Genomic DNA, 17,178 nt, shown 5'->3' on the forward strand with positions numbered 1-17,178 from the left:
ACTGCGTTGCCGCCCCCAAGCTACCGAGCCCCACCGACAAACCACGATCACGACAGCGGGGACAGCTGCGCCGGAAAACGCCGAACGGCGCCGCTCCCGAAGGAGCGACGCCGTTGCGGTGTCAGTGGGTCTACAGACTCACTTGACGATCTTCGTGACGCGACCGGCGCCGACGGTGCGGCCACCCTCACGGATCGCGAAACGCAGGCCCTCGTCCATGGCGACCGGCTGGATCAGCTTGACGGACATCTCGGTGTTGTCACCGGGCATGACCATCTCGGTGCCCTCGGGGAGGGTCACAACGCCCGTCACGTCAGTCGTACGGAAGTAGAACTGCGGACGGTAGTTGTTGAAGAACGGGGTGTGGCGGCCACCCTCGTCCTTCGACAGGATGTACGCCTGGCCCTCGAACTCCGTGTGCGGAGTGGTGGTGCCCGGCTTCACGACGACCTGGCCACGCTCGACATCTTCGCGCTTGATGCCACGAACCAGCAGACCGACGTTGTCGCCGGCCTGGCCCTGGTCGAGCAGCTTGCGGAACATCTCGATACCGGTGACGGTGGTCTTGGTGCTCTTCTCGCGGATGCCGACGATCTCGACTTCCTCGTTCACGTTCACGATGCCGCGCTCGACACGACCGGTGACGACGGTGCCACGACCGGTGATCGTGAAGACGTCCTCGACCGGCATCAGGAACGGGAGCTCGGTCTCGCGGACCGGGTCCGGGATCGACTCGTCGACGGCGTTCATGAGCTCGACGATGGCCTCAGCCCACTTCTCGTCGCCCTCGAGCGCCTTCAGACCGGAGACACGCACGACCGGCGCGTCCTCGTCGAACTCCTGCGAGGCCAGCAGCTCGCGGACCTCCATCTCGACGAGCTCGAGGATTTCCTCGTCGTCGACCATGTCGGACTTGTTCAGCGCGACCAGGATGTAGGGCACGCCGACCTGGCGGGCGAGCAGCACGTGCTCACGGGTCTGCGGCATCGGGCCGTCGGTGGCGGCCACGACCAGGATCGCGCCGTCCATCTGGGCGGCACCGGTGATCATGTTCTTGATGTAGTCGGCGTGACCGGGGGCGTCGACGTGCGCGTAGTGGCGCTTCTCGGTCTGGTACTCGACGTGGGAGATGTTGATCGTGATACCACGAGCCTTCTCCTCCGGCGCCTTGTCGATCTGATCGAACGCGAACGCGTCGTTCAGATCCGGGTACTTGTCAGCCAGCACCTTGGTGATCGCCGCAGTCAGCGTGGTCTTGCCGTGGTCGACGTGACCGATGGTGCCGATGTTGACGTGGGGCTTCGTCCGCTCGAACTTCGCCTTCGCCACTGTTGTCCTCCTGGACTAGTTAGTGCGTGCTTTTTTGCAGCAGTGCGGTTATTAAGGGGGGTCGTGCTGACGCCCGGTTGCCGGGGCCAAGCGTACTTGGCCCCGGCAAGCGAATTACTCGCCGGTCGCCTTGGCGATGATCTCCTTGGACACGTTGGCCGGAACCTCCGCGTACTGGGCGAACACCATGGAGTAGTTCGCGCGACCCTGGGTCTTCGACCGAAGGTCACCGATGTAGCCGAACATCTCCGAGAGCGGAACCAGCGCCTTGACGACACGGGCACCACTGCGTTCCTCCATGGCCTGAATCTGGCCACGGCGGGAGTTGAGGTCGCCGATCACGTCGCCCATGTAATCCTCGGGCGTGATGACCTCGACCGCCATGAGCGGCTCGAGGATCACCGGACCGGCCTTGCGGGCCGCTTCCTTGAGGGCCTGCGAGCCCGCGATCTTGAACGCCATTTCCGACGAGTCGACGTCGTGGTACGCGCCGTCGAGCAGGGTGACCTTCAGGTTCACCAGCGGGTAGCCGGCGAGCACGCCGTACTGCATGGCGTCCTGGGCACCCGCGTCGACCGACGGGATGTACTCACGGGGCACGCGACCGCCGGAGACCTTGTTCTCGAACTCGTAGTGCGCACCGTCTTCGCCGACGAAGGGCTCGACCGCGATGATGACCTTCGCGAACTGGCCGGAGCCACCCGTCTGCTTCTTGTGCGTGAACTCGAGCTTCTCGACCGGCTTGGTGATCGTCTCACGGTAGGCCACCTGCGGCTTACCGACGTTCGCCTCGACCTTGAACTCGCGCTTCATGCGGTCGACGAGGATGTCGAGGTGGAGCTCGCCCATGCCGCCGATGACGGTCTGGCCGGTCTCGGCGTCCAGCTTGACCGAGAACGTCGGGTCTTCGCGCGCCAGCTTCTGGATCGCGGTGCCGAGCTTCTCCTGGTCGGACTTGGTCTTGGGCTCGATCGAGACCTCGATGACCGGGTCCGGGAACGTCATCGACTCGAGGACGACCTGGTTCTGCGGGTCCGAGAGGGTGTCACCGGTGGTGGTGTCCTTCAGACCGATCACGGCGTAGATGTGGCCTGCCGAGGCGGTGGTGACCGGGTTCTCCTTGTTGGAGTGCATCTGGAACAGCTTGCCCAGGCGCTCCTTCTTGCCCTTGGTCGAGTTGACGACCTGCGAGCCGGAGTCGACCTTGCCCGAGTACACGCGGACGTAGGTGAGCTCACCGAAGAACGGGTGCACCGCGATCTTGAACGCCAGCGCCGCGAACGGCTCGTCGACGTTCGGCTTGCGGGTGACGAGCTCTTCTTCCTTGCCCGGGATGTGGCCGGTGGTGGCCTCGACATCCAGCGGGGACGGCAGGTAGTCGATGACCGCGTCGAGCATGGGCTGCACGCCCTTGTTCTTGAACGCGGAACCACACAGCACCGGGTACAGCTCGGAGTTGACCGTCATCTTGCGGATGGCGCCCTTGATCTCCTCGATCGAGAGCTCCTCACCGCCGAAGAACTTCTCGAGCAGCGACTCGTCGGACTCGGCGACGGTCTCGAGCAGCTCCTGACGGTACTGCTCGGCCTTGTCCTTGAGGTCGGCCGGGATCTCGACGACCTCGTACTCTTCGCCGAGCTTGGTCTCGCCCTTCCAGACCTTGGCGTTGTTCTCGACCAGGTCGACGATGCCCTCGAAGTCGTTCTCCGCGCCGATCGGCAGCTGGATGACCAGCGGCTTGGCACCGAGACGGTCCTTGATGGTCTGCACCGTGAAGTAGAAGTCGGCGCCGAGCTTGTCCATCTTGTTCACGAAGCAGATACGCGGCACGTCGTACTTGTCGGCCTGACGCCACACCTGCTCGGACTGCGGCTCGACACCCTCTTTGCCGTCGAACACGGCGACAGCACCATCGAGCACGCGCAGCGAACGCTCCACCTCGACGGTGAAGTCGACGTGCCCGGGGGTGTCGATGATGTTGATCTGGTTGTCTTTCCAGAAACAGGTGGTAGCGGCGGAGGTGATGGTGATACCACGCTCCTGCTCCTGCTCCATCCAGTCCATCGTGGCAGCGCCGTCGTGGACCTCACCGATCTTGTACGTGATACCGGTGTAGAAGAGGATGCGTTCGGTAGTGGTGGTCTTGCCCGCATCGATGTGGGCCATGATGCCGATGTTGCGGACCTTGTTCAGGTCGGTGAGCACGTCCTGTGCCACGGAAATCTTCCCCGCTCGTTAGCTAGTTGGAATTCTCGGGAACGACCCTGGTTCGGGTCGTCACAATGTCAACGCCGGGGGCGGCACCGAAGTGCCGCGTCCCGACTGAAAGCCTTCCGGCGCCGACACTAGCGACGGGCCGGGCGGCAATCACCAGCGGTAGTGCGCGAAGGCCCGGTTCGACTCGGCCATCTTGTGGGTGTCCTCGCGACGCTTCACCGAAGCGCCGAGGCCGTTGCTGGCGTCGAGGAGCTCGTTGGCGAGACGCTCGACCATGGTCTTCTCGCGACGGGCGCGGGAGTAGCTGACCAGCCAGCGCAGGGCCAGGGTGTTGGCGCGGCCCGGACGGACCTCGACCGGCACCTGGTAGGTGGCGCCACCGACGCGGCGGGGCTTCACCTCGAGGGCGGGCTTGACGTTGTCCAGCGCACGCTTGAGGGTGACGACCGGATCGGTGCCGGTCTTCTCACGCGCCTGCTCGAGAGCACCGTAGACGATGCGCTCGGCGGTGGACTTCTTACCGTCCAGCAGGATCTTGTTGACCAGCTGAGTGACCAGCGGCGACCCGTAGACCGGGTCGTTGATCAGCGGACGCTTGGGTGCGGGGCCCTTGCGTGGCATATCAGCTCTTCTCCTTCTTGGCGCCGTAGCGGCTGCGGGCCTGCTTGCGGTTCTTCACACCCTGGGTGTCCAGCGAGCCACGGATGATCTTGTAGCGGACACCGGGGAGGTCCTTCACACGACCGCCACGGACGAGCACCATCGAGTGCTCCTGCAGGTTGTGGCCCTCGCCGGGGATGTACGCCGTGACCTCGACTGCGCTGGTCAGGCGAACACGCGCGACCTTACGGAGCGCGGAGTTCGGCTTCTTGGGGGTGGTGGTGTACACGCGAGTGCACACGCCACGACGCTGCGGGCTCCCCTTCAGGGCCGCAGTCTTGGTCTTGGAGACCTTGTCGCGGCGACCCTTGCGGACCAGCTGGTTGATGGTTGGCATAGACCGGCTTTCCTTATTGGTAATTGCGGCTGTCGGAACACATGTCTTCAGTTCATCGAGCTTTCACTCGCACGTCCGACCGTGTTTCCGTTAACCCGCGGTCGGGCGTGTCGCGCGCAGCTCAGGGCCCTTTTTCTGGGCACGCTGGAACGTTCCGGCCGCTTTCGCTGGCCTACGTTCACGCACGAACTTGCCCGTAGCAATCCGGGCACAGGGATCCACGATACCCGCGTGCCCGAATCTGGGTCAAAGCGGGGTGGCCCGTCAAGGCTTCTACCGGGCCAGATCCAAGGTCAGCTCCACCAATTTCTGGGCGGCGGCGCACGGATCCGGGTGTGCCGAACCCGGCTTGTAGTTGATCCACCAGCCGACGACCCCGACATCGGCGGCCGGGGCGGTGACACCGCAGGAGTCGTTGTCGCCCGGCCTGCGCACCTGTAGCGCCCTGCGGCCCTGCACGGTGATGTCGCCGGTGAGATAGCCCAACTTGTCGTTGGTGGCCTTCTCGTTGTTCAGCGTACCCATCTCGTACCAGTTCAGGGTGGCCATGGCCCCGCCGCCGGGGGCGTCCTCGATCTCCCACATGCAGACGGCGCCGGAGAACGAGTCCTGGACGAAGCTGGCGTTGCCGACGATCTCGCCGATCTTGTCGCTGGCCACCACGTCGCACTCGCGCAGCAGTTTGTCGAAGTCGGTGTTGATCGCCTCACCACCGCCACCGCCGCCGAGCGGCTGCGCGTTGCCCTGGACCTTCTCGGCACAGCCGGCCAGCCCGGCGGTGAGCAACAGCGCGGCCGTCGCGGCAACCGCGACCCGGCGCGCGCTCATTCGAGCCGTCCCACGGTCAGCTCGGCCAGTTTCCTGGTCCGGTCGCACGGGTTGCCGCCGGTCGCGAACAGGCCGGTGGACATGGACCACTCGAAGAAGTCGTCGTCGAGCTGGACGGCGAGATCGCAGACGGTGCCCTCGGGAGCGAGCGCCTGGAAACCAGGGCGGCCACCCACGTCGATGGTCTGCGGATTGCGGCCGACGTTGGACACCCACGCCTTCTCGCGGTCGATCGGGCTGCCCCGATACGAGGCGAAGGTGACGCTCGGCGAACTCAACCCCGCGGCCTGCCAGTTGCATCCGGTCGCGTTCTTGTACACGCGCGAGATCTGGCCGAGGCCAGCGAGATTGCGGACCTCGTCGTCGGTGACGTGTCCGCATTCACCGACGAACGGCCCCAGCGAGGCGACCTTCGGTGGTGGCCGGTTCGGGCCGGTCGGCGTATCGGAGTCGCCCCCCGATCCGCACGACGTCAGCATGACGACCAGGGCCATGCCGGTGATGATCGCCGAGGGGATCCGCATGCCATGAACTCTAATGGCTGCGGCACCCGGCTCACAGGTTGCCGCGAGCCTCCTGTTCGCGTTCGATGGCCTGGAAGAGGGCCTTGAAGTTGCCTTTTCCGAAGCCGAGTGAGCCGTGTCGCTCGATGAGTTCGAAGAAGACGGTCGGGCGGTCGGCGAGCGGGCGGGTGAAGATCTGCAGGAGGTAGCCGTCCTCGTCGCGGTCGACCAGGATGCCGCGGCGCTGCAACTCCCCCACCGGGACTCGCACATGGCCGATCCTGGCGCGTAGTTCGGAATCCTCGTAGTAGGTGTCGGGGGTCTGCAGGAATTCGACGCCTTCGGCGCGCAGCGCGTCGACCGTGGCGAGGATGTCACCGGTGGCAAGGGCGATGTGCTGGACGCCGGGGCCGCGATAGAACTCGAGGTACTCGTCGATCTGAGAACGCTTGCGGCCCACCGCCGGTTCGTTGAGCGGGAACTTGACCCGGTGGTTGCCGTTGGCGACGACCTTGCTCATCAGCGCGGAGTATTCGGTGGCGATGTCGTCGCCGACGAACTCGGCCATGTTCGTGAATCCCATGACGTTGCGGTAGAAGTCGACCCAGCGGTCCATCATGCCGAGTTCCACATTGCCGACCACGTGGTCGATCGCCTGGAAGAGCCGGGCGGTGCGCCGCTGATGGGTGGACGTGCGCGCGATATAGCCCGGCAGGTACGGCCCGTAGTACCCGGACCGGTCGACCAGTGTGTGCCTGGTCTCGCCATAGGTGGCCAGCGCCGCGGAGCGAACCGTGCCGAATTCGTCGCTCTGGTCGTGCGGTTCGACCAGGATCCGTGCGCCGTGGTCGCGCGCCCACGCGATGCAGCGGTCGACATCGGGCACCTCGAGCGCGATGTCGACGATGCCGTCGCCGTGCCGGTCGTGATGGGCGACGAGCGGACTGTCGGGATCGACCGCGCCCTGCACGACGAACCGCGCTCCCCCGCTGCGCAACACGAACGACTTGTGGTCGCGATTGCCGGTCTCGGGACCGGAGTACGCCTCCAGCCGCATCCCGAACGCCGACTGCAGGAAGTGCGCGCTCTGGGTCGCGTTGCCGACGACCCACACCAGCGCGTCCCACCCGATCACCGGAAACGGATCGATGCTGTCGTCGTGCTCGATCAGCCCGACGAGCTGCTGCTCAATGGTCATGACCTAGGAAATCCCGTTCCGGGCGAGCTGGGCAACTACTACATCGGAGTCTGAACAGGCTGACACAAGAAGCTACCTATCGCGGCCCGATGGTGGACAATTTGAATAGCACCTGACCGCGCAGACACGGAGGCCTTTCGATGCGTACGCCGGCGAAACTGGACGAACTCGATCTCGCGATCCTCACCGCGATGCACCAGTTCCAGAAGGCCGGGATCCTCGAGTTGTCGCGGCGCACGAAGGTCGCGCGGGCGACCGTGCAGGCCAGGATCAACCGGATGGAGGAGTCGGGGGTGATCGCCTCCTACGATCCGCAGATCGACGTGACCGCCGCCGGATTCGACGTGCAGGCCTTCGTGACGCTGGAGATCGCGCAGGGTGCGCTGGACACCGTCAGCGCCGAACTCGAAGCCATCCCCGGCGTGCTGGAGGCCTACGCGACCACCGGCTCCGGCGACGTGCTGTGCCGGCTCGGCGCCGACTCGCACGCAGGACTGCAATCGGTGCTGCTCAGCATCGACCGGACCAGCTCGGTGGTGCGCTCACACAGCGTGATCGTGCTGTCGACGGTGATCGCGCGGCGCACCATGCCACTACTGCGCACCCTGACCCCGGCGGGCACCGCGAAGGCGCCCGCCTACCGCGAGCCGCGTTGAGTCGATGGGTCAGGGGCGGAGGTCGGTGCCTGGGTCGAGGATTTCCACCTGCGGTTCGGCGTCCGGTTCGAGGAACGAAAGCAGCGCGTGCGCCTCCGTAACGACCTCGGCGGACTCCGCTGTTGTCCAGGTGCGCAGCGGGCTGATGCGGAGCCGGGCGGTGCCGGACTTGACGAAGATCTTGTACATGCCTGCCAGGAAACCGTCGATGAGCACGGGCGAGACGGAGGCTGCGAAGGCGCGCAGCGGGGGTGCGGAGTCGTCGCCGAGGATGCGGGTGCGGTCCTGGTGGGACAGCAGCGCGTTGTCGTACCAGCCGAGCAGGCGGACCGGGGCGGGCAGATCGGGGTCGGCGAGGTCGAGGTCGGCGGCGTCGTAGAGGGTCCGGCCGCGCTCGTCGGTGTAGGTGCGGACCCGGTCGCCCAGGTCGGTGACGGCCTGCTTCATCGCGGGCAGGCGCGACCAGGCCTGCATATCCATCGTGCTCGCCGGTCCGAACGCGCGCAGATAGCGCAGGATCAGTTCGGCCACCGGGTAGCTCGGGTCCAGCGGCGCACCGAGCCACGGTTCCACCCGCGACCAGACCGGTCGGCTGTTGTCGCGCCAGCGGCCGCGCGGCGGTGTCTGCAGGACGGGCAGTTGATACAGCCAGGCCTGCACGACCGCGCCCGCGTCGCGATCGGGGTAGATCCTGGCCGCTTCGACGCGCATCGTGGCGGTAGCCATCGGCTCGTCACCGAGAACGGCTTCGCCGTGCGCGCGGACCTCGTCGGGGTCGAGACCGACGGTCGCCCCGTAGTTGAAGCCTTTGCGGAACGGCGTCTTCTCCAGCTCCGGCTGGATGTGCGGCGCGATCCGCAGTGCGTCGGGCGGGGTGACGAGGTGAATGGTGCCGCGCATCAGGGTGATTCGCACCAGCGAGCGGTCTTCCAGGCCCGTCGACACCGTCGCCGGATCGAAGCCGGCGATACGGCTCCACAGTCCGACGAAGGGCGGCGGAACGTCCTGGGCTTGCAGGCCGACGAGGTGGTCGCACATCTGCGGGGTCGTCAGCGCCGACCGCTCGAGCAGGTGCTGACGCGCGAGCAGCGTCCGGTTCAGCACCCGATTCGACAGCTGCATGTGACTCCTCCAACTCCCCGGTGACGAGCTGGACGATACCGGCCGACTACGACACACTCCGGCTCCGAGCATTGGGCGCAGCGTCACTCGCAGCTCAGCGCAGCGTCGCGACCGAATCGGCCGACCGTCGCGCCGAACTCAGCGCAGCTGCACGACCACCTTGCCGGTCGCCGTCCGGTTGTCCAGCGCCGCAACGGCTTCGGCGGTTTTCTCCAGCGGATACAGGACCGGCTCGGGGGCGGGGATGGCGCCGGAGGCGAGCAGGGGTTCGACCTCGGCCCACTGTTCGGCGAGGTAGGTGGGGTGGCTCATCACCCATTCGCCCCAGGCCGCGCCGACGACCTCGACGTTCTTGAGCAGCAGGCGGTTCACCTTCACGGTCGGGATCTCGCCGGCGGTGAAACCGACGACCAGCAGTCGGCCGCCACCGGCCAGGCAGCGGATGCTGTCGGTGAAGCGGTCGCCACCCACCGGGTCGAGCACGATGTCGACGCCGCGGCCGTCGGTGAGCTCCTTCACCGCGGCGAGCCAGCCTTCGGTCAGCACCACATCGGTCGCGCCGTTGGCCTTGGCCACCTGGGCCTTCGCCTCGGTGCTGACCACCGCGATCACCCGGCCCGCGCCGAGCGCCCTCGCCATCCGCAGGGTGGAGGTGCCGATACCGCCCGCGGCGCCGTGCACCAGCACGGTCTCACCCTCGGTGATCCGGCCGCGCTTGGTCAGGCAGAAGTGGACGGTGAGGTCGTTGAACAGAATGCCCGCGCCCGCTTCGAGCGAGACGTTGTCGGGCAGCTTGAACACGGCGTGCTCGGGCGAGACGGCCACCTCGGCGACACCGTTGCCCAGCATGGTCAGCGCGGCGACGCGATCGCCGGGACGCAGCGACGAACCCTCCGGCGCCTCGCGCACGACACCGGCCACCTCGCCGCCGACGACGAACGGCAGGCCCGGCTTCATCTGGTAGAGCCCGCGCGTCATCAGCACATCGGGGAAGGCGATACCCGCAGCGTGCACGTCGATCAGCACCCCGCCGGGATAGGCCACCGGCTCGGGTAGGTCGACGATCTCGATCGCCGACGGACCGTCCAACTTGCCGACCTGGGCTGCGCGCATGATCGAACAATATCCCGGCGAACCGGTCAGCGATGGGCGAATTCCGTGACCTGCTCGCTGGCCAGCACCGACCCGCCCTTGGTGATCGTCAGGCCTGCCGGAGTGAGCTGATATTGCGTCCCGTCGGTCGGGTTGGTCGCGGTGAAACCGCCGCCGCCGGTGGACACCGGGTCGTCGAGTTCGATGCCGAGACCGTCGCTGGCCCGTGCGCCCTTGTAGTAGAAGCGGTTGTCGCCGGTGTGGCAGATGATCACCCGCGAACCGGTGGTGCGCGCGATGGTCATCGCGGCGTCGTTGTCGTTGCAGCGCGGGCTGCCGTTCAGGAAGCCCTGACCGTCGGCGCCGGAGACGCTCGACTGCAGCGGCGGCACGGTCGTCCTGGTCGGTGAGGGCGGTGCGGTGACGACCCGGGTGGTCGGCACGGTCTGGCTGACCGTCTCGATCTGCGGCGGCGGCGGGATGACGGCGCCGGTCGTCGTGTTCGGCGGATCGGCGACGGACTTCTTGCCGTCGCCGACGCCAAGCATCACCCACACCGCGACGCCGACCGCGGCGACCACGATCAGCGCGCCGAGCGCACCGGCGAGGATCGGCGTCGACGAATTGCGTTGCGGTGGCAGCGGTAGCGGCGCGGACGGGTGGGTGTGCCCGCCGACACGGGTGGGCTGCGGCCCTGCCGTCCGGTAGCCCGGCGGCGGGGTCCACTGCTGGTGCGGAGCGGCGGGCGTGACCACGACCTGCGGGCCCGACACCGTGGGCGGTGGCGGCTCGCCGGTGTCCCACGACCGCGGCGCGGGGACCACGGTCGCCGCCGCCACCTGTGGTCCGGGCGCCGTGCTCGGCGCCGATCGCTCGGCCTGCACGAGAGCCGCGCGGGCGGCGCGAGCCAGGTCGCCGGGGGTGGCGTAACGCTGCTGCGGACGCTTGGCCATGCCGCGATCGATCACGGGGTCGAAGAAGGCAAGTCCGGGGTCGACGGCGCTGGGCCGGGGCGGCGGCGCCATCTGATGTGAGCCGATCGCGCCCGCGAGACTGTTCACCGGGTACGGAACCCGGCCGACCAGGCTTTCGTAGAGCACGCAGGTGAGAGCGTAGGTGTCCACGGCCGCCGTCATCGGCTGGTCCTCGAACCGCTCCGGCGCCATGTACGCCATCGAGCCGACGGCGCTGCCGGTGCTGGTGAGCTGCGGGTCCGAGTCCGCGTGCGCGATACCGAAATCCACCAGGTAGGCGAACATGTTGCCGGTGAGCAGGATGTTGGCGGGCTTCACGTCGCGGTGGACGAGGCCGATCTCGTGCGCGGCGTCGAGTGCGGCGGCGATCTGCTCCACCACCTGCACCGCCTCACCGGGCGTCAGCCTGCCGTGCTGCTGCAGGCGGTCCTTGAGATCGCTGCCCTTGACCAGACGCATGTCGATATAGAGGACACCGTCGACCTCACCCCAGTCGTGCACCGGAATGACGTGCGGTTCCTGCACACTCGCCATCGCGTGCGATTCCCGCCGGAAGCGCTGCACATAGACGGGATCCCTGGCCAGTTCGCGGTTGAGCACCTTGACGGCGACAGTGCGATTCTTGGAGGTGTCGTAGGCCTCGTAGACCTCCCCCATACCGCCGACTCCGAGGAGCCTGCGCATTTCATAGCGCCCGAACATCGAGCCCGCCATTGCCCCGCCGGCCATCCCAGCAGGCTACCGGGCGCGGGTTGCTCCTGTCATGTACGACAACGGGGCCGGCGCTCCCGCTGTGACCGCCACCTGGTACCGATAGTCCCGGCTCAGCGTGAGGGTGTGATCTGCGACCCGTAAAGTCGTCTGCAGAACTACGCAAGAAGTCGCGGCACACCCCGGTGCGCCGTGCAAGGAGCACACGTGTCACTCGATCAGCCACTGGCCCCGCTTCCCCAGGAGGGCATGGGTTTCGCCGCGGCGTGGCCCGTCCGGGCTGGCGACGTGGATCCCTATCAGCGGCTACGCCTCGACGCGGTGGCACGCTATCTGCAGGACATCTCCTGGGACGAACTCCAGCAGACGGCATTGCATCGCACCGACCCCACCTGGATCGTGCGCCGCACCGTCATCGACGTCATCCGGCCGGTCACCTGGCCCGATCAGGTGCGCCTGACCCGCTGGTGCTCGAGCATGTCGACCCGCTGGACGAACATGCGCACCCGGATCACCAGCGACGGCGGCGGCCTGATCGAGACCGAGGGCTTCTGGATCAACCTCAGCGAATCGAGCAACCTGCCCGCCCGGATCAGCGACGAAGGCCTTGCCTACCTGGCCCGATCCACCGACGAGCACCGGCTGCGCTGGCGGCCCTACCTCACCGATCCGGCGCCGCGCGAGTCCGACACCGATCTGCCCTTCCCGGTGCGCGCGACCGATATCGACCAGTACAACCATGTCAACCACACCTGCTACTGGCAGGCCGTCGAGCAGTTCCTGGTCGACTACCCGAAGCTGGTCGCCGGACCGCATCGCGCGGTGATCGAGTACGTGGCGCCGGTGCTGGCCCGCGAGCACATCACCGTGCGCGGCCGGTACGAGCCGGGCGACCGAACCGGTCAGCAGGTGCTGCGGCTGTGGTTCGTCGTCGGCGGCACGACCACCACCGTCGTGCGGATCATGCCGCTGCCGGAATAGCCCCGGCCCGTTTCCGAGCCGGGGCCATCCGCTAGCCCTTCGCCGCTTTGAGCAGGTCGGCGCGGGTGGTGAACTTGACGCGCGGCCTGCCTGCCGCCTTGCCGGCGGACTTCTCGGCCTGGTCGATGGTCTTCCAGCCCTTGCGGTCGACCAGCTCCGGCTGACGCTCGGCCAGCAGCGCCTGCAGCGCGGCCCTGTCACCGGTCGGCGCGGTGAGCTTGCCCGCGATGAAGTCGGCGATCACGGCTTCCACGGTCTCCTCGGCGTCGACCCGGTTGGAACCGATCACGCCGCGCGGCCCGCGCTTGATCCAGCCGGACACGTACACGCCAGGCACCGGCTCGGTCGCGTCGATGACCCGGCCGTGCTCGCTGGGCACGATGCCGCGCCGCTCGTCGAACGGCAGGCCCGCGACGGGCACACCGCGGTAGCCGATCGAGCGCAGCACCAGTCCGGTCCCGAGCGTCTCGGTGCGGTCGGTGGCGGTGGCCACCAATTGCCCGTTCTCCTCGGTCAATTCGTTGTGCGCGAATTCGATCGAGGTGGCCCGGTCGTCGCCGTGCACCGCGGTCGGGGTCGTCAGGTAGCGGAAGGCGATCCGCTTGTGCGACGGGTCGTGCTGCACGGTCGAGTACTCCTGGGCGAGCTGATACTTCAGCCGCAGCGACGGCTCGATGTTCGGGTCGTCGAGGATGGCGCGGCTGTGCGGGTCCAGCTCCATGTCGGCCGGGTCGACCACGACGTCGACGCCCTTCAGGTGCGTCAGCGCCAGGAACTCCGGCGTGCTGTAGGCCGCCTGCAGCGGGCCGCGCCTGCCGAGGATCACCACTTCGCGGATATTGCTGCGGCGCAACGCGTCCAGCGCGTGGTCGGCGATGTCGGTCTTGGCGAGCTCGTCCGGGTCGACGGTGAGCACGCGGGCGACATCGAGCCCGACGTTGCCGTTGCCGACGATCACCGCGCGCTCGCCGGACAGGTCGAACTCGCGGTCGGCGAAGTCGGGGTGGCCGTTGTACCAGGCGACGAACTCGGTGGCCGAGTGGCTGCCGGGCAGATCCTCGCCGGGCACGCCGAGCTTGCGATCGCTGGACGCGCCGACGGCGTAGATCACCGCGTGGTGGTGGTCGAGCAGCTCCTGGTGATCGATGTGCTCACCCACCTCGACGTTGAGGTAGTACTGCAGCGTCTCGCGGCGGAAGGCCGACTCGAACATGTTCGCCACGCCCTTGGTGCCCGCGTGGTCGGGTGCGACACCCGCGCGCACCAGACCCCACGGGGTCGGCAGGCGGTCGAACATCTCGACCTCGGCATCGCTGCGCCGGAGCAGTTCGTCGGCGGCGTAGCAGGCGGCCGGGCCCGCGCCGACGATCGCGACGCGCAGGGTTCCCAGCTCCTTGGGCGGACGCGTCGGCGTCGCCAGCGGATCGAAGTTCGACTCCAGCGGGTGGCGCTGGAAGTAGGCGGCGTTGATCTCGCGATACCTGGCCAGCGAGGCGAGCAGGTCGTCCTCGGAGAAGATGGCGTCCACCGGGCAGGCGTCGACACAGGCGCCGCAGTCGATGCAGGTGTCGGGGTCGATGTACAGCATCTCCGCCGTGGCGAACTCCGGCTGATCCGGAGTCGGGCGAATGCAGTCGACCGGGCACTCGGTGACGCAGCTGGCGTCGTTGCAACAACGCTGCGTGATGACGTAGGCCATAGGTGCAGATCCTCGAAATATGTGGTCGGTGGCTCGAGACGTCGTCCGCGACGGGCCCGCGGCGGGTGTGCCACGAACACATCTACGGTGACGTAGCTTTCAGTGTGCCTCGAGTGTGACCGCGACCTCACCCGCGGTCGGCATTACGGTGGTTCCATGGCGGCGACCCTCATCCTGATGCGGCACGGAAAATCGGCCTACCCCGAGGGCGTCGGCGATCACGCGCGCCCGCTCGCCCCGCGCGGACAGCGGGAAGCGGCGCTGGCGGGCGAGTGGCTGCGCGCCACCCAGCCGCCCATCGATGCGGTCCGCTGCTCGACCGCGACGCGCACCAGGCAGACCTTCGCCGCCACCGGCATCGCCGCGCCGGTGGAGTACACCGACGACATCTACGAGGCCAGCCCGCACACCCTGATCGAGCTGATCCAGCTCACCGACGACGCGATCGAGACCCTGCTCGTCGTCGGGCACGTGCCCGGAATCCCGTGGACCGCCTGGGAACTGGCGGCCAACCGCGAGTCGGATCAGGCGACCGAACTCAGCCGCAAGTTCCCGACCTCGGCGCTGGCCGTGCTCGAGTTCGACCGCCCGTGGGCACAGCTGGACCCCGGTTCGGGAGAACTGACGCATTTCCATGTCCCACGCTGAATCCGGGCAGGCTACTCGAGGAGCTTGCCGCCGACGACGATGCCGATCCCGAGTAGCGCGAGCAGGACGAGGGCGACGAAGCCGTTCGTCAGCGCCCACACCACGCCGAGCACCAAGACCACCGGGGCCACCGCGATCGCGGTGATCACGGGGCTCTCTTTGACCGTCTCCCAGGCCGAGCGGGCTCTGATCCGGTCGATGTCCTTACCAGCCATGTGATCCACACTACGTTTCTGTCGGTCTTCGGTGCCATGCTGAACGGCATGGATTGGAAAATCGAGCTCGTTGCCATCCCGGTCACCGATGTCGATCGGGCCAAGGACTTCTACACCAGTATCGGCTTCAACGCCGATCACGACCACACCCCGAGCCCGGACATCCGCTTCGTCCAGCTCACCCCGCCGGGTTCCGGCTGCTCGATCTGTATCGGCCGCGGTTTGACCAGTGCCGCCCCCGGCAGCGTCGAAGGCATGCAGATGGTCGTGCCCAGCGCGCAGCAGGCCTACGACCAGCTCGTCGCCGCGGGTGTGGAGGCCACGCCGGTCCAGGACATGGGGTGGGGCCTGTTCACCTTCTTCGCCGATCCCGACGGCAACCGATGGGCCGTCCAGGAGCTGCCGAAGTACAACTGAGTTCGTTCGTCCCGCGAGAATAAGTCTTGCTTGGAGTGCACTCCAGGTGGATAGCGTCGGTGGGGTTCCACGGGAAGGGACGAGCACGATGGATCAGGACGCGGCCCTGCGCACCAACAGCGGGGACGACGAGCGGGAGCGCCCGAAATACTCGATCGGCGAGGCCGCCGCGCGATCGGGTCTCAGTCGCGACACCCTGCGCTGGTACGAGCGGATCGGGCTGATGAGCTACATCGGCCGCGACCACTCCGGCAACCGCCGCTTCAGCGATCGCGACCTGGAGTGGCTGGTGCTGATCGGCCGGTTGCGGCTGACCGGCATGCCGGTCGCCGACATGATCCGCTACGCCGAACTGGTGCGGGCAGGCGAACAGACCTACCCCGAGCGGCTGGCGATGTTCCGGCAGACCAGGTCCGACGTGCTCGACAAGATCGCGGAACTACAGCAGACCGTGGCCGTCCTCGACTACAAGATCGCCATCTACGAAGGCCGATCCGAGGTCGACCGGCCGGCCACGCTCACCGCGCACACGAGCGAAGGAACCGACACATGAGCACCACCGCGATACTGCCGACCGTCACCCTCGGCGCCGACGGCCCGCTGGTCGGCACGCAGGGCCTCGGCTGCATGGGTATCAGCGAGTTCTACGGCGACAGCGACCTGACCGAATCGCGGGCCACCCTGGATCACGCGCTGGAACTCGGCGTCACCCTGTTCGACACCGCCGATGTCTACGGCTCGGGCCACAACGAGGAATTCCTCGCCGACTTCGTCCGGGCCAACCGCGAGAACCTGGTGATCGCCACCAAGTTCGGCATCGTCCGCAAGGCCGACGACCCGGCCTTCCGCGGCTTCGACAACTCCCCCGCCTACATCCGCGCCTCCGTCGATGCCAGCCTGCGCAGGCTCGGCATCGACACCATCGACCTGTACTACATGCACCGCCGCGACCCGGCCGTGCCGATCAAGGACACCGTTGGCACGCTGGCCGAACTCGTCGCCGCGGGCAAGGTGCGCGCGCTCGGCCTGTCCGAGGTGACCGGCGACGAACTGCGCGCGGCGCACGCGGTGCACCCGATCGCGGCGCTGCAGTCGGAGTGGTCGCTGTTCTCCCGCGACGTGGAGCGCACCGCGGTCCCCGCCGCGGCCGAACTCGGCGTTGCCTTCGTGCCGTACTCGCCGCTGGGCCGCGGCTTCCTCACCGGTGCGTTCCGCACCGCGAACGACCTGAGCGACAAGGATTTCCGCCAGTTCCAGCCGCGGTTCACCGGCGACAACGCCGAGCACAACGCCGAACTGCTGGCCCCGCTGGCCGCGATCGCCGCGGCACACGGGATCACCCAGGCCCAGGCCGCCCTGGCATGGGTGCACGCCCGCGCCGAGGTGCACGGTCTCGCGGTGGTGCCGATCCCCGGCACGCGCAAGCGCAGCAGGCTGGCCGAGAACGTCGCGGCGGCCACGGTGCGGCTCACCGCCGGGGAACTCGCGACGCTCGAGCCGATCGCCGGTCAGGTGGCGGGCAACCGGTACGCCGACATGTCCTTCACCTCCGCGGGCCGGGAGTAGCCGTCGGCGCGCCGCGGTCCGACAG

18 protein-coding genes are annotated in these 17,178 nt (G+C 67.6%); 6 read left to right on the forward strand and 12 right to left on the reverse strand.

Annotated elements, in window-relative coordinates; translation table 11 throughout:
- Positions 1-138: 138 nt before the first annotated feature.
- The 7 genes from tuf to hppD form a co-directional block, all read right to left on the reverse strand.
- Positions 139-1,329, reverse strand: a complete 1,191-nt coding sequence (tuf, locus tag ACWF9G_RS18255) for an elongation factor Tu (protein ID WP_379310393.1) — start codon at positions 1,327-1,329, stop codon at positions 139-141.
- A 114-nt stretch (positions 1,330-1,443) separates the two neighbouring features.
- Positions 1,444-3,546, reverse strand: coding sequence for an elongation factor G (fusA, locus tag ACWF9G_RS18260; RefSeq protein ID WP_379310392.1), 2,103 nt, complete (start codon positions 3,544-3,546; stop codon positions 1,444-1,446).
- A 150-nt stretch (positions 3,547-3,696) separates the two neighbouring features.
- The gene (gene rpsG / locus ACWF9G_RS18265) at positions 3,697-4,167 is read right to left on the reverse strand and encodes a 30S ribosomal protein S7 (RefSeq protein WP_019049358.1); all 471 of its coding nucleotides are present in this window, start codon (positions 4,165-4,167) and stop codon (positions 3,697-3,699) included.
- Position 4,168: 1 nt separating this feature from the next.
- The gene (gene rpsL / locus ACWF9G_RS18270) at positions 4,169-4,543 is read right to left on the reverse strand and encodes a 30S ribosomal protein S12 (RefSeq protein ID WP_019049359.1); all 375 of its coding nucleotides are present in this window, start codon (positions 4,541-4,543) and stop codon (positions 4,169-4,171) included.
- Between the two features lie 273 nt (positions 4,544-4,816).
- Positions 4,817-5,371, reverse strand: a complete 555-nt coding sequence (locus ACWF9G_RS18275) for a DUF3558 domain-containing protein (RefSeq protein WP_379310391.1) — start codon at positions 5,369-5,371, stop codon at positions 4,817-4,819.
- Positions 5,368-5,895 (reverse strand): DUF3558 domain-containing protein, encoded by a 528-nt coding sequence (locus ACWF9G_RS18280; protein ID WP_452516579.1) that lies wholly within the window; start codon positions 5,893-5,895, stop codon positions 5,368-5,370. The genes ACWF9G_RS18275 and ACWF9G_RS18280 overlap by 4 nt, the downstream gene beginning before the upstream one ends.
- A gap of 31 nt (positions 5,896-5,926) precedes the next feature.
- A complete protein-coding gene (gene hppD, locus ACWF9G_RS18285; protein ID WP_379310389.1) occupies positions 5,927-7,072 on the reverse strand; it encodes a 4-hydroxyphenylpyruvate dioxygenase in 1,146 nt (381 codons plus the stop codon).
- A gap of 140 nt (positions 7,073-7,212) precedes the next feature.
- Here hppD and ACWF9G_RS18290 point away from each other — a divergent pair, with 140 nt between their 5' ends.
- Positions 7,213-7,728, forward strand: a complete 516-nt coding sequence (locus ACWF9G_RS18290) for an Lrp/AsnC family transcriptional regulator (RefSeq protein ID WP_379310388.1) — start codon at positions 7,213-7,215, stop codon at positions 7,726-7,728.
- A 9-nt stretch (positions 7,729-7,737) separates the two neighbouring features.
- Here the strand turns inward: ACWF9G_RS18290 and ACWF9G_RS18295 are convergent, their stop codons facing one another.
- The 3 genes from ACWF9G_RS18295 to ACWF9G_RS18305 all read right to left on the reverse strand — a co-directional run bounded on the left by ACWF9G_RS18295 (position 7,738) and on the right by ACWF9G_RS18305 (position 11,645).
- Positions 7,738-8,850 (reverse strand): winged helix DNA-binding domain-containing protein, encoded by a 1,113-nt coding sequence (locus ACWF9G_RS18295; RefSeq protein ID WP_452516582.1) that lies wholly within the window; start codon positions 8,848-8,850, stop codon positions 7,738-7,740.
- 138 nt (positions 8,851-8,988) lie between these two features.
- Positions 8,989-9,963, reverse strand: a complete 975-nt coding sequence (locus ACWF9G_RS18300) for an NADPH:quinone oxidoreductase family protein (RefSeq protein ID WP_452516584.1) — start codon at positions 9,961-9,963, stop codon at positions 8,989-8,991.
- A gap of 26 nt (positions 9,964-9,989) precedes the next feature.
- Positions 9,990-11,645 carry a serine/threonine-protein kinase gene (locus tag ACWF9G_RS18305; protein ID WP_379310385.1) on the reverse strand — a complete coding sequence of 552 codons (1,656 nt, stop codon included), beginning with the start codon at positions 11,643-11,645 and terminating at the stop codon, positions 9,990-9,992.
- Between the two features lie 189 nt (positions 11,646-11,834).
- On the opposite strand from ACWF9G_RS18305, the gene ACWF9G_RS18310 reads away from it, so the two are divergent.
- Positions 11,835-12,608 carry an acyl-[acyl-carrier-protein] thioesterase gene (locus tag ACWF9G_RS18310; protein WP_379310384.1) on the forward strand — a complete coding sequence of 258 codons (774 nt, stop codon included), beginning with the start codon at positions 11,835-11,837 and terminating at the stop codon, positions 12,606-12,608.
- 31 nt (positions 12,609-12,639) lie between these two features.
- On the opposite strand, the gene ACWF9G_RS18315 is transcribed toward ACWF9G_RS18310, so the two are convergent.
- Positions 12,640-14,307 (reverse strand): FAD-dependent oxidoreductase, encoded by a 1,668-nt coding sequence (locus tag ACWF9G_RS18315; protein WP_452516585.1) that lies wholly within the window; start codon positions 14,305-14,307, stop codon positions 12,640-12,642.
- A gap of 156 nt (positions 14,308-14,463) precedes the next feature.
- On the opposite strand from ACWF9G_RS18315, the gene ACWF9G_RS18320 reads away from it, so the two are divergent.
- Positions 14,464-14,955, forward strand: a complete 492-nt coding sequence (locus tag ACWF9G_RS18320) for a SixA phosphatase family protein (RefSeq protein WP_379310382.1) — start codon at positions 14,464-14,466, stop codon at positions 14,953-14,955.
- An 11-nt stretch (positions 14,956-14,966) separates the two neighbouring features.
- Here the strand turns inward: ACWF9G_RS18320 and ACWF9G_RS18325 are convergent, their stop codons facing one another.
- Positions 14,967-15,170: a hypothetical protein gene (locus ACWF9G_RS18325; RefSeq protein ID WP_379310381.1), complete on the reverse strand. Its 204-nt coding sequence runs from the start codon at positions 15,168-15,170 to the stop codon at positions 14,967-14,969.
- A 48-nt stretch (positions 15,171-15,218) separates the two neighbouring features.
- Here ACWF9G_RS18325 and ACWF9G_RS18330 point away from each other — a divergent pair, with 48 nt between their 5' ends.
- From ACWF9G_RS18330 to ACWF9G_RS18340, 3 genes are all read left to right on the forward strand, one after another.
- Complete coding sequence (locus ACWF9G_RS18330) at positions 15,219-15,587, forward strand: VOC family protein (protein ID WP_452516587.1); 369 nt, start codon at positions 15,219-15,221, stop codon at positions 15,585-15,587.
- 88 nt (positions 15,588-15,675) lie between these two features.
- Complete coding sequence (locus ACWF9G_RS18335) at positions 15,676-16,140, forward strand: MerR family transcriptional regulator (RefSeq protein ID WP_452516588.1); 465 nt, start codon at positions 15,676-15,678, stop codon at positions 16,138-16,140.
- Positions 16,137-17,153, forward strand: coding sequence for an aldo/keto reductase (locus ACWF9G_RS18340; protein WP_452516589.1), 1,017 nt, complete (start codon positions 16,137-16,139; stop codon positions 17,151-17,153). The genes ACWF9G_RS18335 and ACWF9G_RS18340 overlap by 4 nt, the downstream gene beginning before the upstream one ends.
- Positions 17,154-17,178: the final 25 nt, after the last annotated feature.

The sequence above is a fragment of the Nocardia sp. NPDC055029 genome (assembly GCF_053608525.1).

Excerpts from the sequence above, each read along its gene's own strand:
- ACWF9G_RS18295 (WP_452516582.1), bottom strand. The coding sequence starts at position 8,850 with ATGCAGCTGTCGAATCGGGTGCTGAACCGGACGCTGCTCGCGCGTCAG.
- ACWF9G_RS18340 (WP_452516589.1), top strand. The coding sequence starts at position 16,137 with ATGAGCACCACCGCGATACTGCCGACCGTCACCCTCGGCGCCGACGGC.
- rpsG (WP_019049358.1), bottom strand. The coding sequence starts at position 4,167 with ATGCCACGCAAGGGCCCCGCACCCAAGCGTCCGCTGATCAACGACCCG.
- ACWF9G_RS18280 (WP_452516579.1), bottom strand. The coding sequence starts at position 5,895 with ATGCGGATCCCCTCGGCGATCATCACCGGCATGGCCCTGGTCGTCATG.
- ACWF9G_RS18325 (WP_379310381.1), bottom strand. The coding sequence starts at position 15,170 with ATGGCTGGTAAGGACATCGACCGGATCAGAGCCCGCTCGGCCTGGGAG.
- ACWF9G_RS18275 (WP_379310391.1), bottom strand. The coding sequence starts at position 5,371 with ATGAGCGCGCGCCGGGTCGCGGTTGCCGCGACGGCCGCGCTGTTGCTC.
- hppD (WP_379310389.1), bottom strand. The coding sequence starts at position 7,072 with ATGACCATTGAGCAGCAGCTCGTCGGGCTGATCGAGCACGACGACAGC.
- ACWF9G_RS18320 (WP_379310382.1), top strand. The coding sequence starts at position 14,464 with ATGGCGGCGACCCTCATCCTGATGCGGCACGGAAAATCGGCCTACCCC.
- ACWF9G_RS18300 (WP_452516584.1), bottom strand. The coding sequence starts at position 9,963 with ATGCGCGCAGCCCAGGTCGGCAAGTTGGACGGTCCGTCGGCGATCGAG.
- ACWF9G_RS18305 (WP_379310385.1), bottom strand. The coding sequence starts at position 11,645 with ATGGCCGGCGGGGCAATGGCGGGCTCGATGTTCGGGCGCTATGAAATG.
- ACWF9G_RS18290 (WP_379310388.1), top strand. The coding sequence starts at position 7,213 with ATGCGTACGCCGGCGAAACTGGACGAACTCGATCTCGCGATCCTCACC.
- ACWF9G_RS18315 (WP_452516585.1), bottom strand. The coding sequence starts at position 14,307 with ATGGCCTACGTCATCACGCAGCGTTGTTGCAACGACGCCAGCTGCGTC.
- ACWF9G_RS18335 (WP_452516588.1), top strand. The coding sequence starts at position 15,676 with ATGGATCAGGACGCGGCCCTGCGCACCAACAGCGGGGACGACGAGCGG.
- rpsL (WP_019049359.1), bottom strand. The coding sequence starts at position 4,543 with ATGCCAACCATCAACCAGCTGGTCCGCAAGGGTCGCCGCGACAAGGTC.
- ACWF9G_RS18330 (WP_452516587.1), top strand. The coding sequence starts at position 15,219 with ATGGATTGGAAAATCGAGCTCGTTGCCATCCCGGTCACCGATGTCGAT.